Annotated in this window: 15 protein-coding genes; 13 read left to right on the top strand and 2 right to left on the bottom strand. The window is 32.5% G+C overall.

The annotated features are described in order from the left end of the window. Positions 1 to 135: 135 nt before the first annotated feature. Positions 136 to 564, bottom strand: coding sequence for a hypothetical protein (locus tag OEW74_RS05825; RefSeq protein WP_265427588.1), 429 nt, complete (start codon positions 562 to 564; stop codon positions 136 to 138). Between the two features lie 178 nt (positions 565 to 742). Here OEW74_RS05825 and OEW74_RS05830 point away from each other — a divergent pair, with 178 nt between their 5' ends. The 13 genes from OEW74_RS05830 to OEW74_RS05890 all read left to right on the top strand — a co-directional run bounded on the left by OEW74_RS05830 (position 743) and on the right by OEW74_RS05890 (position 15221). After that, on the top strand, positions 743 to 1375 hold the full coding sequence (locus OEW74_RS05830) for a response regulator transcription factor (protein ID WP_265427589.1): 633 nt from the start codon (positions 743 to 745) through the stop codon (positions 1373 to 1375). Positions 1376 to 1380: 5 nt separating this feature from the next. Further along, positions 1381 to 2208, top strand: coding sequence for a hypothetical protein (locus tag OEW74_RS05835; protein ID WP_265427590.1), 828 nt, complete (start codon positions 1381 to 1383; stop codon positions 2206 to 2208). A 5-nt stretch (positions 2209 to 2213) separates the two neighbouring features. Then, positions 2214 to 2843 (top strand): hypothetical protein, encoded by a 630-nt coding sequence (locus OEW74_RS05840; RefSeq protein WP_265427591.1) that lies wholly within the window; start codon positions 2214 to 2216, stop codon positions 2841 to 2843. Beyond that, positions 2840 to 3625, top strand: coding sequence for a sensor histidine kinase (locus tag OEW74_RS05845; RefSeq protein WP_265427592.1), 786 nt, complete (start codon positions 2840 to 2842; stop codon positions 3623 to 3625). The genes OEW74_RS05840 and OEW74_RS05845 overlap by 4 nt, the downstream gene beginning before the upstream one ends. 137 nt (positions 3626 to 3762) lie before the next feature. Beyond that, entirely contained in the window at positions 3763 to 4089 is a 327-nt protein-coding gene (locus OEW74_RS05850; protein WP_265427593.1) for a hypothetical protein, read from the top strand. Positions 4090 to 4113: 24 nt separating this feature from the next. Beyond that, positions 4114 to 4428, top strand: coding sequence for a hypothetical protein (locus OEW74_RS05855; protein ID WP_175620701.1), 315 nt, complete (start codon positions 4114 to 4116; stop codon positions 4426 to 4428). Positions 4429 to 4469: 41 nt separating this feature from the next. Further along, positions 4470 to 5567 carry a hypothetical protein gene (locus OEW74_RS05860; protein ID WP_265427594.1) on the top strand — a complete coding sequence of 366 codons (1098 nt, stop codon included), beginning with the start codon at positions 4470 to 4472 and terminating at the stop codon, positions 5565 to 5567. A 237-nt stretch (positions 5568 to 5804) separates the two neighbouring features. Beyond that, positions 5805 to 7097: a phosphopyruvate hydratase gene (gene eno, locus OEW74_RS05865; RefSeq protein WP_265427595.1), complete on the top strand. Its 1293-nt coding sequence runs from the start codon at positions 5805 to 5807 to the stop codon at positions 7095 to 7097. An 89-nt stretch (positions 7098 to 7186) separates the two neighbouring features. After that, entirely contained in the window at positions 7187 to 8473 is a 1287-nt protein-coding gene (locus OEW74_RS05870; RefSeq protein ID WP_265427596.1) for a citrate synthase, read from the top strand. Between the two features lie 279 nt (positions 8474 to 8752). Then, positions 8753 to 9667, top strand: a complete 915-nt coding sequence (locus OEW74_RS05875) for a dimethylarginine dimethylaminohydrolase family protein (RefSeq protein WP_265427597.1) — start codon at positions 8753 to 8755, stop codon at positions 9665 to 9667. Positions 9668 to 9731: 64 nt separating this feature from the next. Further along, complete coding sequence (gene ctlX, locus OEW74_RS05880; RefSeq protein WP_265427598.1) at positions 9732 to 10655, top strand: citrulline utilization hydrolase CtlX; 924 nt, start codon at positions 9732 to 9734, stop codon at positions 10653 to 10655. A gap of 10 nt (positions 10656 to 10665) precedes the next feature. Continuing rightward, positions 10666 to 13092: a WG repeat-containing protein gene (locus tag OEW74_RS05885; protein ID WP_265427599.1), complete on the top strand. Its 2427-nt coding sequence runs from the start codon at positions 10666 to 10668 to the stop codon at positions 13090 to 13092. Positions 13093 to 13460: 368 nt separating this feature from the next. Continuing rightward, the gene (locus OEW74_RS05890; protein WP_265427600.1) at positions 13461 to 15221 is read left to right on the top strand and encodes a discoidin domain-containing protein; all 1761 of its coding nucleotides are present in this window, start codon (positions 13461 to 13463) and stop codon (positions 15219 to 15221) included. A gap of 130 nt (positions 15222 to 15351) precedes the next feature. Here OEW74_RS05890 and OEW74_RS05895 read toward each other — a convergent pair whose 3' ends face one another. Then, positions 15352 to 16221 (bottom strand): alpha/beta hydrolase, encoded by an 870-nt coding sequence (locus OEW74_RS05895; protein ID WP_265427601.1) that lies wholly within the window; start codon positions 16219 to 16221, stop codon positions 15352 to 15354. Positions 16222 to 16271 lie beyond the last annotated feature (50 nt).

The following is a 16271-nucleotide window of genomic DNA, read 5'->3' on the forward strand; positions in this document are numbered from 1 at the left end:
ATTATAACAAAAACTCTTGTCATTTGCAAAAATCCACGATAGCTTTTATAAAATGTAGGCGTGCAATTTTAAAAAGCTCTCCTGCTTTTTATTTTTCGTTACTTAGCTTTTCAAGACAAGATTAAAAAGGTGTTTTTAAATTTTTGTTCTTTCCAGTTCGATGATGTTATCACCTTGATGAATAATTAAGCTGTCTCCTTTTACAGTAGCAGTCATATCATCTTTTTTATAAATCGTTTCGTTTACTTTTGCTTCCGATTTTTCCAACACAAATGTTTTATTGTTATTGGTGATAGAAACGGTTCTGTTTTTAGGATCATAGTTGAAGACCACTTTTACCAAAGATTTATCGGTCGCTTTGTAAACAAAGTCTGTTTTTACACTTTTTTTTCCGTTGATGTCGGTGTTATAAGCAATCGTAGAATCTACGGCTCCGTTATCGGCAAGAATTTCTTTGTTTGCAGAATCAGCTTTTATTATCCCTTTATTTCCTTCTGCCGATTTTTTGCAACTTGATAACGAAAACATCAAAATGCCTATCGAGAGGATAAGTTCTTTTTTCATTGAGTTTATTTTTGATATTATTAATCTAAATTAATTTCTTAATTCCTAAATTTTCTTTAAATTTAATAAAAACAAAAAACAAACCAATAACCCGAGCTCAAAAATCTATTATTACACAAAAGTGTAATTGTTTCTGTTTTGTTTTCTGTTGAAATTTGTCTTTACAAAAACAAACAATATGAGCATTTCTATCGCCATAGTAGAAGACGAAAAAAACTACAACAATGCGTTGAAGAAAGTCATCGATTATCAAAATGATATGAAGGTGATTGCTCAGTTTTTTGACGGAAATACGGCTCTTAAAAAACTTTTGAATATTTCTCCGGATGTAGTGATGATGGATATCCAGCTTCAGGATATGCTCGGTATTGATATTATCGGAAAACTGAAGAAAGATATGCCAACAACCCAATTCATCATGTGTACTAGCTTTGAAGATGAAGAAATGATTTTTAATTCTCTAAAAGCCGGAGCAATGGGCTATCTCATAAAAGGCGAAAGCATGGATAAAATTCTGAGTTCTATTCGTGATGTCTACAACGGAGGCGCTCCTATGAGTTTTTCAATTGCAAGAAGAGTTTTAGCTCATTTCGAAAAGAAGACGATTGAAATAAAAGACTTGGAAGAACTTACGAAACGCGAAACCGAAATCGTAGAACTTTTATCACAAGGTCTTTTGTATAAAGAAATTGCCGATAAAATATTTGTAAGCATTGATACGGTAAAAAAACACGTCGGAAATATTTACAGAAAGCTTCACGTCAATAACAAAGTGGAGGCTATTAATAAATTTAACCATTTTAAAAACTAAGAGTTATGAAAAAAATTAAACTTCTTTTGAGTGTAATAATTCTTTTATTACTCACAAATTGTGATGGAAATCAAAAATTTCTAAAAGAGTTACAAGAGATTACCAAATTAAAACCACAATATGATCCTGTACCTCCTGAAGTTGCTGCAAGAATGCAAAGTTCATTTAAAGGCAAAACATTTCTTGAACTAAATAAACAACAATTATTGAATGGGGATGAATTTATTTTAGAGAAAAAAGAATGGCTGGAAATCTGTACTTTTCTTCAAAGTAATAATAAGGTGTCAGTAATTCGGCTTTATTTTGTTCAATTTGATAGTAATTTAAATAGTAAATACACCTCTTTAAAATCTTATGATGGAAAACTTTATATTTTGTTAGGTTATTTTGATGGTAGTGGGCAATTAATTAATAACAAATATTATGGAATGATGTCTGTTAATTCTGGAACGATAGAAATAACTCCGGATGATTTTCTTATCATGCACGAAAATTACAAGAAAAATATTAAATTCCATATCAATCAATACTGCATTACAAAAAATAATACAGAATATTTAAGTATTGATGTTATAGACTTTGGGATACAGCAAGGAATAATTAAATCTCATGATAGATATGAAAATGTTAAGTTTAAAAATTTAAAGTTTAAATTGGCTGAAGTAGTAGATCCAAATAGTATTACAATCGCAAAAAATAAAAGTTATTATGTGAAAAAGTATAATCAGGAAATTGGGCAGCTAGCTACTTTAACCGATGCGATTGATTCAGATGGTAAAGTAATTCCAGAATTAGAAAATTACGATCTAAATTCACTTTCACCTCCAAATTAATAGAATTGAAAATTTTAAATATAACTTATGAAATTGTAGTTCTGATTAATCTTTTAGTTTCAATATATATGTTGGTAAAAGGTAAATCTGAACAGCAGTTTCATTTTTATATTTATCTATCAATGGTGACTGTACTAGATATTATATTCCCGATTATCAAATTGAAAGAGGTAATAAATTCTAACTATTTATTTTTCATTTTTATCCTGATATCGTATTTGTATTTTTTCTACTTTTTTAGAGAGAATTTTCCAGAAAAAATTTACAGAAATATTTGGACATTAGTTTTTAGTGTATTTTTTGGTATTACTTTTATTCTTCAAACCAAATATAACTTTGCAGAGTTGAGCTCTTTCACCCTTGCTTTGTTGCCTCTGTTTTACATTTTTGGAAGCATGGGCTGGTTTGTATATATTTTAAATCAAAAAGTTGAGGGGGCAATTTTTGATAAAATGTCATTTTGGATAAGTTGTGGTCTCTTAATTTGGTCAGTCTTCTTTTTATTTAGAGGTCTTCCAATGTATTATTTCAATAATTTTGATCCTGCTTTTTTAAAAAGTATTTCAATGATATTCACTATGGTAAATATTATTACTTATTCTCTTTTTCTTCGTAGCCTATTTTGTAAAAAATGAAAAATCTTCCTGATGAAATAAAAATTGTTTACATTATTGCAATTGTAGTAATGATGCTATTCGTGGGTTTTATAATTTTTGTGGTATTAATTTACAACAGAAAACAACTCCTTTATTTTAAAGAAAAACAACTTCAAGAATCAGAATACCAAAACCAGCTCCTCCAAAAAGAACTTGAAAAGCAAAAATCCATAGAAAAAGAAAGAGAAAGAATTTCTCACGATATGCATGATGATCTCGGAGCAGGAATTTCAGCGTTAAAACTTCAGGCAGAATTTCTAAAACAACGAGCCGAAGATGAAGATTTAAAAAGTGACATCGCTGAACTTTTGAAAACTTCTGAAGAAATGAATATCTCGATGCGGGAAATGCTTTGGAGCTTAAATTCCGGAAATGATACGTTGGGAAGTTTTATAGACTATTCAAAAATATATGCACAGAATTTTCTTAAGAAAACAAAAATTCAATTGAGCATTGAAGATGAAAATGTAATTTCTGAAACTACCATTACTACAGAACAAAGGAGAAATTTATTCCTATGTTTAAAAGAAGCATTGAATAATGCTTATAAACACAGCCAATCGAACCAACTAAAACTTTCGTTTGTTCAAAAAAACAAAGAATTCATGATGGAAATTTCCGATAATGGAATAGGTATCAATCATGAAAAACCAGAAGGAAACGGTCTCCGAAATATGAAAAAAAGAATGGAGGAACAAAACGGACATTGTGAAGTGACCACCGAAAACGGAACTCATTTGTTTTTCAGAATAGATTTATAACTATTTTTTTAAGCTAAATATAACAGCATCATTTTTTAATGATGCTGTTTTTTGTTGTGAGAATCACCCGTTTGTGTAATTGACATGGGGCTTTTTTAGAAGGAACTTTGAAGTATAAATTTTAAAAGCGAGTAACCATGAAAACTATTATCAATGACAGCATTCAAGATTTAGAAACAGCTTTGAAAAACAACGATGACCTTCAGCAGAGATTTAAAATTAATCCTATAGAAGCAATAAAAAATGTAGAAACGACCAATCCAAAAGATACAGATTCATGGATTTATAGAATTATTGTGATGATGCTTGGTATTGCCATTATTATGATAATTATCGGGCTCGTTGTTTTAGCATTAACGGGAAATCACGATAAGGATAGTCAATTAGTAACAATTTTCGCAACAATTTCTTCTGGTGCAATTGGTGCTTTAGCCGGGCTTTTATCGCCTTCTCCAAAAAAATAAATCAACAATCAAAAATAATTAATCATGGCAAATTTTAGAATTAATGTAAAAATAGAAGGTGGAAAATCATTTATGGGCTTTTATTGCCTTTTATATAGAAACGGATTACTTATGGAAGAATTTATAAGTGAGTACGGATTTGAAAAAAATTATGAAGGTTTAAATGGAAGTTATATGTTGTGTGTTTTTGGAACTAATCCAATTGCCCCAAATAGAAAAACAACCATTAGAGTTTACTTTAATAATGATCAGATAGAAGTAAGCAATATCTCGACTGCGACGCCATCTATTCAACAAGGGAATAGAGTTAATGCAACATATTATTTTAGAACAAGATAATGAGAACAATACGATTTATAATATTAAGTTTGACATTAGGAATGTCATTGTGTAAGGGGCAAGTTATTCACTCGGAAGAAAATAGATCGGCACAAATTTTAAAAGAAGTAAATAAATCTAAGACAGGAAACTGGAAGGATGTTTTTGCAGACTTTGGACAATTGGCTTTTAAGGATTTAACGGGTGAAAAGAAAGCATTTCAAATAAAAACGAGTCTATATGCTCTAAAAGTGAGAGCAGATAGCAGTCAGTTTACGGATGTTAATTATGAACAGGCAAATTTTACGAGAAATTTTCAAATCGAAATAGGAGCAAACGTGGATAATGATTATAAATTTAAAGGCTTTACTTACGGTGCCGATTGGACAATAATCAATAAACGAGATTTATCAGTAAATACTCTTTACGGATCTAATGAGCAAAATTTGTATACCACTTATTCACGTGTTTTGATAGAGTCCAAAGCAAAATATTATTTTCATTTAGTAGATACAAAAGATAGCGAATTGGAGGCTAAAATGAAAAAACTAGATGAAGCAATTGCTATGAATTCTGATAAATATGTTATTCCGATTGATAATTTTCCTAAAGATTTTGTTACTTTCCTTCCGGATAATTTCTCGGAGACAAGCATTGAATTAGAAAAAACAATATTAGAAAAAATTGAGGAAATAAAATTACAACCATTGCTATCAGTTGGCTTTAGAAATACCATTCAAGAAAAATCTAAACTGTTTGACGAATATAAATTCAATCTTGTTTACTTGCATGGTTTGAAATCCCCAAAAAATATGTTTGAATTAGATGTAAGAAGCGAATTTAATGCAAAAGACAGTATAGGAGTAAATCAGTATATCAAACGTAGAGAATGGAATAGCCAAATAGGATTAAATATTCAGCTCTTAAAGCAAAAAGAAGTTTCTCTTGTCGAATTCAAACCCAACTTCGAATTTAAAAGAATTTTCTCAGGATTAATGGATGAAGAAAAAAACAATCAATTTTTAGCAAATGCAGATTTAAGAGTAAGAATCTTAAAAAATCTCTGGATTCCTCTAATATTAAAGTATGATATTAAAAATAATAATTTCTTCGGATTTTTAAATGTCAGCTTCAATTTCGATGCAGTAAAAAATCAATAGGTAAATAAAACTATATGAACGAAAACCTTTTTTGAAGTAATTTCAAAGAAGGTTTTTTGTTGTTTTAAATATAATTGAAAATAAAATTTGCTTGATCTTTTTTATTTTCAAATCTAAAATTATCATAATCTTAAAATTAACTAAAATTTAACTCAGATAAATACAGAAATTACCTCTTCAATTCGCTCAAAATTTAAATTTTGATTAAATTTGTATAAACTATAAAATAGATAAAAAATGAGTTACATTTCTTACATAGAAGCGAGACAAATTTTGGATTCCAGAGGAAATCCTACAGTTGAAGTTGATGTATTTACGGAAGGTGGTGCGATGGGTCGTGCAGCTGTTCCTTCAGGTGCATCTACGGGAGAGCATGAAGCAGTTGAATTGCGTGATGGTGGTTCAGAATGGATGGGAAAAGGGGTTTCTAAAGCTGTAGAAAATGTAAGAGAAGTAATCGCACCAGAATTGGTGGGTCTTCCAGTTTTTGATCAGAATCTTATCGACCAGATTATGATCGAACTGGATGGTACAAAAAATAAAGGAAAACTAGGAGCAAACGCAATTCTTGGAGTTTCTTTAGCTGCTGCAAAAGCTGCTGCAAACGAATTAAAATTACCTTTATACAAATATATTGGTGGTGTAAATGCAAATACACTTCCGGTTCCGATGATGAATGTAATCAATGGTGGTTCTCACTCAGATGCGCCGATTGCTTTCCAGGAATTTATGGTAATGCCGGTAAAAGCAGATTCTTTCTCTCATGCATTGAGAAAAGGAACTGAGATTTTCCATAACCTGAAATCTATTCTTCATTCAAGAGGTCTTTCTACTGCAGTAGGTGACGAAGGTGGTTTCGCGCCAACTTTCAAAGGAACTGAAGATGCTTTAGATACTTTACTTCAGGCAATTGAAAAAGCAGGTTACAAACCTGGTGACGATGTAATGATCGCATTAGACTGTGCAGCTTCAGAATTCTATAAAGACGGAGTTTACGATTACAGAAAATTCCAGACTGCAGATGCGCCTCAGTTCTCAAGCAGCGAACAGGTTTCTTACTTAGCTGAATTGGCAAACAAATATCCGATCATCTCTATCGAAGACGGTATGCAGGAAAATGACTGGGAAGGTTGGAAAATGTTAACTGATAAAATCGGTGACAGAGTACAGTTAGTTGGTGATGATTTATTTGTAACCAATGTTGAAAGATTATCAAGAGGGGTAAAAGAAGGAATTGCAAACTCAATCTTGGTAAAAGTAAACCAAATTGGTTCTCTTTCTGAAACAATGGCAGCGGTACAAATGGCTCAGCACAACAAGTTTACATCAGTAATGTCTCACAGATCTGGTGAAACTGAAGATTCTACTATTGCTGATCTTGCGGTTGCTATGAACTGTGGTCAGATCAAAACTGGTTCGGCTTCTAGATCAGACAGAATGGCAAAATACAACCAATTATTAAGAATCGAAGAAGCTTTAGGAGATACTGCTTATTTCCCAGGATTAGATGCTTTTAAAATCAAAAGATAATTCATTGAATTTATAAATAACGGCAAGCGAAATTTTTTGTTTGCCGTGTTTTATAATAAATAGTATATTTAAACAAAATAAATTAAATAATGTCAGACAACAAAGTGGTATTGAATTACGACGGTAATTCGTATGAATATCCAATCGTGGATAGTACAATCGGAGACAGAGGAATAGATATTTCAAAATTAAGAGACCAAACCGGTCTAATTACCTTAGATTTAGGGTACAAAAATACAGGAGCTACTTTAAGCGACATCACTTATCTTGATGGTGACCAAGGAGAATTGTTCTACAGAGGTTATCCTATCGAGCAGATCGCTGAAAAATCAAACTTCACAGAAGTAATGTATCTTTTACTTCACGGTGAATTGCCTACAAAAGAACAATTTGATACCTTCAATGGTAACATCAAAAAATATAACTTCGTAGCAGAGGAGATGAAAAAAATCATCGATGCTTTCCCTCGTTCTGCTCATCCTATGGGAGTTTTGTCTACTCTTACTTCTGCTTTAACAGCATTTAACCCTAAAGCGGTTGATGTAAGCTCAAAAGAAGAAATGGATGTTGCTGCAGAATTATTGATCGCTAAATTTGCTCACCTTGCAGCTTGGACTTACAGAAAAACTTTAGGTTTACCATTAAATCACGGAGATAACAGCCTAAACTATGTAGAAAACTTCTACAAAATGGCGTTCAGATTACCAAATGAAGAGTTTGAAATCAACCCTGTGGTAACTGCTGCTTTAGATAAATTATTAATTCTTCACGCTGACCACGAGCAAAACTGTTCTACATCTACTGTAAGAATGGTAGGTTCTGCTCACACAGGTCTTTTTGCTTCAGTTTCTGCTGGTATTTCTGCACTTTGGGGACCACTTCACGGTGGTGCAAACCAAGCAGTTATAGAAATGCTTGAATTAATCGAAAAAGATGGTGGTGATGTATCTAAATATGTTGCTAAAGCTAAAGACAAAAATGATAGCTTCCGTTTGATGGGATTCGGACACAGAGTTTACAAAAACTTCGATCCAAGAGCAAAAATCATCAAAAAAGCTGCTGACGATTTATTAGAAGCTTTAGGGATTGAAGATAAAGCGCTTGATATTGCTATGCAGTTAGAAAAAGTAGCTCTTGAAGACGAATACTTCATCGAAAGAAAATTATATCCAAACGTAGATTTCTATTCTGGAATCATCTACAGAGCGTTAGGAATTCCTACAGAAATGTTCACAGTAATGTTTGCATTGGGAAGACTTCCGGGATGGATCGCTCAATGGAAAGAAATGAGACTAAAAGGAGATCCAATCGGAAGACCAAGACAGGTTTACCAAGGAGCTCAAAAAAGAGATTACATCGATATTGCAAACAGATAATATTGTTTTCTCAAATAAATATAAATCCCAAAGTTTTTTGCTTTGGGATTTTTTTTGTTTTTAAACATAAATATTTATTTTTAAAAATTTAACAAAGATATTGTGCTTGAAATTAAGTTGATTATCATTAATTCTATCTGTAAGTTTTCACTTCATTAGATGAAATGATTAGAGATTCACCAATGTACAAAAGTTCTTAGAAATGCTCTGTTTATTCTGGGTTACAAAAATTTTCAGCATCACATCGGTTTGATTATATTTGCTTAATTCTCATTATTTATGAAATTAAATATTAAAAACGAAACCGGAAGACTGAGGTCTGTGGTTTTAGGTCAACCCAACTCTATGGGCGGTGTTCCTACTTTGGAAGAAAGCTATGATGCAAAATCATATTATACCATAGAGCACAACATGTATCCGAAAGAAGCAGATATCGTCAACGAAATGAATGCTTTTGAAGCGGTGCTGAAAAAATATGATGTAGAAGTTCTTCGTCCGGATATTATTGAAGATTATAATCAGGTCTTTGCAAGAGATGTTGCTTTTGTAATCGACGATAAAATGATTATTTCAAATGTAATTGCCGACAGAGCAGATGAGCAGGAAGCTTACAAAACGGTTTACGAAAAAGTAGCGTGGAGAAAAATTATCAACCTTCCGGAAACAGCTCACATTGAAGGCGGAGATGTAATTGTCTGGAATGATTTTCTTTTCATCGGAACTTGCTTTAGTGAAGATTACAGAAATTATAAAACGGCAAGAACCAACGAATACGCTATCGAAATTCTTAAAGAATATTTTCCTAAGAAGAGAATTATTGATTTGGAATTAAAGAAAAACGACAAAATTCCGTATGAAGGAATTTTGCATTTAGATTGTACATTCAATCCGATTGGTAAAGATAAATGCATTATTTACAAAGACGGTTTTGTAGACGAAAGCGATTATAATCTGATCATTGATATCTTCGGTGAAGAAAATTGTTTCCACGTTACAGACGAAGAAATGTTTGAAATGTTCCCGAATATTTTCTCAATTTCTCCGGAAGTCGTGGTTTCAGATAAAGCTTTTACAAGAATGAACAATCATTTAAGAGATATTTGGGGAATGACCGTTGAAGAAATTCCGTACAGAGAGATTTCTAAAATGGGTGGTTTGTTGAGATGCTCTACAATGCCATTGGTTAGAGATTAATTATGTTGGAGAGTTTTAGCGAATTTTTTTAATCTTTCAATCATTTAATTTTTAAATTGATAAAATGCAGACAACAGATACAGTATTAATGATAGAGCCGATTGCATTCGGTTATAATGCAGAAACGGCAGAGAATAATTATTTTCAGGTAGAGCAGAAAGGCGCAGATATTCAGTCAAAAGCTTTGGCAGAATTCAAAATTTTTGTTGAAAAACTGAGAAGTAAAGGAATTAATGTTATTACCATAAAAGATACCATCGATCCACATACTCCGGATTCTATTTTCCCAAATAACTGGGTAAGTTTCCACAAGGATGGAAAGGTAGTTTTATATCCGATGTTCGCTTCAAACAGAAGAGTAGAGCGAAGAGAAGATATTATTGAGAGTATCAAAAATCAAGGTTTTGAAGTTTCTGAAATTGATGATTGGTCATTGCCTGAAATTCAGGGACATTTTCTCGAAGGAACAGGAAGTATGATTTTCGATCATGACAACAGAATTGCTTACGGATCTGTTTCCTTAAGGCTTGATGAAGGTTTATTCAGAGAGTTTTGTACTAAATACAGATTTACACCTGTTGTTTTCCATTCGTTTCAAACGGTTGGTGAAGAGAGACTTCCAATTTATCATACCAACGTCATGATGTGTGTTGCCGATAAATTCGTAGTAATTTGCTTAGACTGTATTGATTCTGAATTGGAGAGAAGCAAAGTTATTGAAACCATTAAAAATTCAGGAAAAGAGATTATTGAAATTTCTGAAGAGCAAATGCAGCAATTTGCCGGAAATATGCTTCAGGTACAAAATAAAGATGGCGAAAAATATTTAGTAATGAGCCAGACTGCTTATCAGTCTTTGAATGCTGAACAAATTTCTAATATTGAAAAATATTGTGAAATCATTTATTCAGATTTAAATACCATCGAAGTAAACGGAGGTGGAAGTGCACGTTGTATGTTGGCTGAGGTTTTTTTACCTAAAAAATAACCTCTTGAAGATGAAATATTTTTCAGGCATTCTATCACTTTTTGTTTCAGTTTCGTTTTTTGCTCAGGTTCCTCCCAGATCTACAGGAGGAAATTATGAAGGGATCAAAGCACCGTCATATATGCCTCCTTCAGTTCCCAGAGGTGAAGGTGAGGGCATGACGATTTTTCAGGAAAACAAAAAATACGGCGTTCGTAATTTAGGTAAAGTAACCGTTACGCCACAGTATGATAAATTAGATTTTGCCAATACAGGTTTAATTGCTACAAAAGGAAATCTCAAAGGCGTTATCGAAGGAAACGGTAAGATTTTGCTTCCTTTGCAATATGATGATATAACGACCGACAGAGTATTTTACATTGCCAAAAAAGGGAAAAATACGGAAATTTTTAGACCAGATCTTAAGCTTTTTGCAAAAGGAGATTTCTCAAGAATTATCTTTTATAACAATGAAATTCTCATAACCGATGATTACGATGGTAAACAGAGTTTTATCTTTTCAAATGGAACGGTTGTAAAGAATAAATATACAGAAGCTACACTTTTCCTCAATCTTTTGGTGGTAAAACTCAATGATAAATTCGGAATTCTTAAAGACGGGAAAGAGGTTTCCGGTTTGGTCTACGATGATCTGTATTTTCAGAGAAATATGTATGATAACAAGCCTAAACCTTATAAAGGAATTGTAGAGATCAGAGAAAATGCAAAATACCTGATTGGCATCAAAGATAAAAAGTTTGGGATCTTAGATCATTCCGGGAAGACAGTTCTGCCTTTTGAGTATGAAAAAATAAATCTTGATTACGATAAAAAATCATACTATGTTTTTCAGAATAATTTGGTCGGAATTTTTCTTAATGAAAACAAAAAGCTGAGTCCACAATTCAAAAGTGTTGAGAAAAGAGATCAGAATTACAATGTTTCTAAAGCTGAAAAGTATGTACTTCTGAATGCTGACCTTCAGCAAAATCCCAACCTCGAATCTGAAGCTCCCATCGAAGCATTGCTTTCTTCCAAATATCTAAAAATTAAGAAAAACGGAAAGCTCGGACTTACAGACAGCAACGGAAACTTACTCATCCCTTTTGAATACGACGGGTTTGATTATTTGGATTATGACAGACAACATCTGATTACCGTAAAAAATAAAGATAAGACAGGTCTTTTTGATTTGAATCAAAAGAAACTGATAATTCCTGTTCAGTACGAGCATTTAAATGATAATGACGATTTTATCATCGGTTTTAATGATATAAAAAAGACATTGTTTAATTATAACGGACAGAAAGTTTTACCTGACGATTACGAAAGAGTAGCACCTTCCAATACCGAAAACAGTCCGATTTATTTTCTTGAAAAAGATAATCTTTATACGGTTATTACAAAAGATCAGAAGGTTTTGATGAAAGATATTTTGTCTTACCGATATATTTACGACGAAGATTTGCTGATCAATCCGTTTCACTCGGGTAGAAATTCAATCATGGCTCTTCAGAACAAAAACGGGAAATATGCTTTGTTCAGCGAGTTTGAAAAGAAGACCGTAAGCCCTTTTGAATACGACAATATCGTACAAAAATTTGATGGAGATAAATTGTATTTTGTGGTTGTAAAAAATAAAAAATACGGAATTGTTGATGCTCAGAATACCGTAATTGTAGATTTTTTATATGATGAAATCTCTCTCAGCAAACTCCATACAATGGCGAAACCTCTTAGTTTTGTTGCTAAAAAGAACAGTAAATATGGGGTAATAGATTTTAACAATACGGTTTTAATCCCTTTTAAATACAGCTATCTGGAAAAAATTTCAGTTGATAATCTGTTTAAAGCTAAAACAGGAAAAACCTACCAATTGATTTCTGAGAGAAATGAAGTTTTAAACCCAAATACTTTCGATGAGATCGCTCCTTTTGAAGGGAAAGAAGCGCTCACTTTTTCAAAAGAAAAGATGAAAGTCATCAATAATAAAGGTGTTTTCATTGGTGTGGAAGAAGAAATGCAACCTCACGACGGCTATAAAACTTTTGATGAAATGAAGTTTGCGCTTATACAGGCTTTCGATAGCAAAGATGATGAAGCGTTGAAAGTTTTTGTGAAAAAAGTTGCACCTTCAAAACACGTTTTCTACTTCCTGAAAAATAATATTTTCAATAGAAAGGAACTTTACTATAATGAAAGCGGTTTAGAATTTATCAACAAAAAATATTTTGAAGATCTGCGTGAATTCAAATATAATATGTGGAATTCTATTTACCATAAAACTTCCCTTACTGACGTTACAGATTTTACCATCCACAAACGTGGAATTGTAACCAATGCAAGAACGCAAGATCATGCCTTTGGCGATACCCGTTTTCTTGAAATGGTTCTCAGGGACGCCATCAAGATCAACGGTTTTTGGATTAGTTCGTATTTCATGAGTGGCAGATTTTAAATTTTTAATAATAAAGTTAATACAAGCAAACGGAGGCAGAAGAACATGTTGTATGTTAGCTGAGGTTTTTTTACCTAAAAATAAAATATTCTAATTCAAGTAGAATAATAACATCTGACTTTAGCTAAGGTCAGATGTTTTTTTATATTTTCTAAACCTAACAGGTTTTTAAAACCTGTTAGGTTTAATTTCTGAAGAATGAAACGCAAATTATATATTTGTTGAGTTTTTCTACCTAAAAATAAATTATTTTAAATTAAACAAAATAAAAACTTCTGGCTTTAACTAAGGTCGGAAGTTTTTTTATGCTTCAATCTTAAGCAACCATTAAAAAAACTTTAAATTTGTAGAAATATAAAGTTTTGATTATGAGTAAGAGATTATATTTCAGCATGGTAGTAATACTTCTGTGCTTTTTTTCAAATGCACAGCAGAAAACGTATTGCAACCCAATCAATATCGACTATGGTTACACCCCTTTTGAAGTTTTTTCAAAGCAAGGAAAACACCGTGCTACTGCAGATCCTGTAATTGTTAATTTTCAGAAAAAGCTTTTTCTTTTTTCTACCAATCAGGAAGGATATTGGTACAGTGACAATATGCTCGACTGGAAATTTATCAAAAGAAAATTCCTGAGAGATAATAAATATACTCACGATCTGAACGCTCCAGCAGTTTGGGCGATGAAAGATACTTTATATGTTTACGGTTCAACCTGGGAACAGGATTTCCCGATCTGGAAAAGCACCAATCCTACAAAAGATGATTGGAAAATTGCTGTAGATACTTTGAAAGTGGGAGCTTGGGATCCTGCTTTTCATTATGATGAAGACAAAAATAAACTCTATTTATATTGGGGATCGAGCAATGAATGGCCTCTTTTAGGAACTGAAGTAAAAGTTAAAAATTTGCAGTCTGAAGGTTTTGTAAAACCTATTTTACGATTAAAACCAGAAGATCACGGTTGGGAAAGATTTGGAGAATATAATGATAATGTTTTCTTGCAACCCTTTGTGGAAGGAGCTTGGGTAACCAAATATAAAGATAAATATTACATGCAATATGGCGCTCCGGCAACAGAGTTCAGCGGATATTCTGACGGAGTTTACGTTTCTAAAAATCCATTAGAAGGTTACGAATACCAACAGCACAATCCTTTTTCTTATAAGCCCGGAGGTTTTGCGAGAGGAGCGGGACACGGTGCTACTTTTGAAGATAATTATAAAAACTGGTGGCACGTTTCTACCATTTTTATTTCCACTAAAAATAATTTTGAAAGACGTTTGGGAATCTGGCCTGCAGGTTTTGATAAAGATGATGTAATGTACACGAACACTGCTTATGGTGATTATCCGACTTTGCTTCCTCAGTTTGCACAAGGAAAAGATTTTTCTAAAGGACTTTTCACAGGCTGGATGTTGCTAAATTATAACAAACCCGTTCAAGTTTCGTCTACTTTAGGAGGATATCATTCGAATAATGCGGTCGATGAAGATATTAAAACCTATTGGAGTGCAAAAACCGGGAATTCTGGTGAGTGGTTTCAGACCGATCTAGGTGAAGTTTCAACCATTAATGCAATTCAGATAAACTATGCAGATCAGGATGTTGAGTTTATGGGAAAAACTTTAGGCAAAATGCATCAGTATAAAATCTATGGCTCAAATGATGGCAAAAAATGGAAAGTAATTGTTGATAAAAGTAAGAATACCAAAGACGTTCCTCATGATTATGTAGAATTGGAGAAACCAGCCGAAGCAAGATTTTTAAAAATGGAAAATCTGAAAATGCCAACAGGAAAGTTTGCATTAAGCGGTTTCAGAGTTTTTGGAAAAGGTGCGGGTGCAAAACCTGCAAAAGTTCAGAACTTTGTTCCATTGAGAGCCGACCCGAAAAAATATGGTGAAAGAAGAAGCATCTGGATGAAATGGCAACAAAACTCAGAAGCCGATGGCTACGTTATTTATTGGGGAAAATCTCCGGATAAATTATACGGAAGCATTATGGTGTACGGTAAAAATGAATATTTTTTCACAGGAGCTGACCGAGTAGATTCTTATTATTTCCAGATTGAAGCGTTTAATGCAAACGGGGTTTCAGAAAGAACGGAAGTTGTTAAATCTGAATAATTTTGAAATAAATAATAGTACTTTAGAAACTCCTTTCGTGGAGTTCACAAAAAGCTGGCGTGCATTTACCTAAAAGCACGTCAGCTTTTTTTAATTGCAGGCTTGCTTTTTTAAAATCGACGCCTGCTTTTTATTTTTCGTCAGTATGCATTAGGAATTCATTGATTGAATTAATGATAAAAGGTGCATTTTTCTTATTATTCCAATCTAAATGACCTCCCGGAAACTCATAAGATTGATTAAAGACCTGATTTTTATTCAAAACAGAATCTAAAATTTTCTTCTGAGATAGCGGAATAACCTGATCATTATTCCCATAAAAAGAAATGGTGGGTGGAGAATTTTTATTGATCCAATAAACTGGATTTGGAATGTCTTGATTTGGAATGTCTGTTGGAGTTGGTTTAGTTAAATCGATCATATGTTTTTCAACAAAATCGTAATCAGAATAGTTTTTAAAATTGGGATCTGATAAATCTGCCGGACCTACAATATTTACAATTGCTTTTATTTTTGTTCTGTGCTTGTCATCAAAAAGTCTGTTGTAACCATATAACATGGATAAATGTGCACCTGCACTGTTTCCAAGCAAAATAAATTGAGGAATAAATTTCATTTCTACAGATTTTTTAACGAGAAAATCTAAAGCATTATCAATATCATCAGTTTGATTGGGTAGAATAAAAGAACTGTTGTTTGCCAATCTATAATTAATATTAGCAAAAGCATGATCAGGGAATTTCTCCATCATAGAAAGAGCAAAACGAGTAAGGTCAGATTTATCTCCCGCTTTCCAACCTCCTCCATGTACAATTACAAAAATACCTTTAATAGAATTTTTATTTTTAGGAAAATAGAGATCTAATTGTTGTGCAGAATTTTTTCCATAAGAAATATTCTTCTGTACATCGAAAGAAATATTATTATTGAGCCTAATCGTTTTTTCTTTACAGCTAAAAATAATTAAAATCAAAAATAAAAGTTTCAGATTTTTTTTCATACTCATAAATATAATCGAAACCCACCAATTTCTTGATGGGTTTCTTACAA

Source organism: Chryseobacterium sp. YIM B08800, assembly GCF_026163565.1.
Lineage (GTDB): Bacteria > Bacteroidota > Bacteroidia > Flavobacteriales > Weeksellaceae > Chryseobacterium.